The 658-nt window shown below is 60.2% G+C and carries 1 protein-coding gene and 1 pseudogene; one reads left to right on the forward strand and one right to left on the reverse strand.

Annotation, left to right across the window (positions count from 1 at the left end; all coding sequences use genetic code 11):
* On the reverse strand, window positions 1-307 hold a 307-nt coding region (locus OR16_RS38775; RefSeq protein ID WP_237717403.1), incomplete at its 3' end, for an AraC family transcriptional regulator ligand-binding domain-containing protein.
* 202 nt (window positions 308-509) lie between these two features.
* Here OR16_RS38775 and OR16_RS43290 point away from each other — a divergent pair.
* Window positions 510-658, forward strand: a pseudogene (locus tag OR16_RS43290) (3-keto-5-aminohexanoate cleavage protein); the annotation flags it as partial.

Below are 658 nucleotides of genomic sequence, written 5' to 3' on the forward strand. Positions count from 1 at the left end.
TCGCCAGCGCTTCATTGAGAAGGTGCCGATATTGCACGGCCGCCAGGAGCAACTCGCGCAGGGTTCGCTTGTGCGACAGCAACAGATCAAGTACGCCGAAGTCGAATGGCTGACGCGTGTCGGCCATCTGTAGGCCGAATGTCGGGCATTTCGCGCCGATCGAGGCCGCTTCCAGCAACTGGCAGACAGCCGAAATAGGAATGCGTCGCTGCAGATCGGCCAAGACTGTGGCGTCGAGCCCTACCTGCCGCAGCAATTCCTGGGGGGCAAGCCCAAACCTCCTGGCTACCTGCAGATAGCCGCTCAAGGCTCTTGCCCGAACCATCGGTTCCGTCACTTTGCGCTCCAGTGCACTGCATCGGGTTGCCGGGGGATCCTCTCACGGCATCCTAGGGGATTCCCCGGGGTGGCGCCAAAACGAAAAAATTTGGCGCCTGAACGAAAGAGTCTACCGGACCGGCGACCTACAGTGGAGCCCGTACCCAACCAGATCCTGAAGGAAACAAACCATGCAATTCCTCGACGACTCGTTGCACCCCGAGAACCAGCAGAAGGTGGTCATCACCGTCGCCCCGTATGCGCCGGAATGGATGCCGTCCGACTTCCCGGAAGACATCGCAGTGACGATGGAGGAACAGATCCAGAAGGCCGTGGACTG

This window comes from Cupriavidus basilensis OR16 (genome assembly GCF_000243095.1).
Classification (GTDB): Bacteria; Pseudomonadota; Gammaproteobacteria; order Burkholderiales; family Burkholderiaceae; genus Cupriavidus; species Cupriavidus basilensis_D.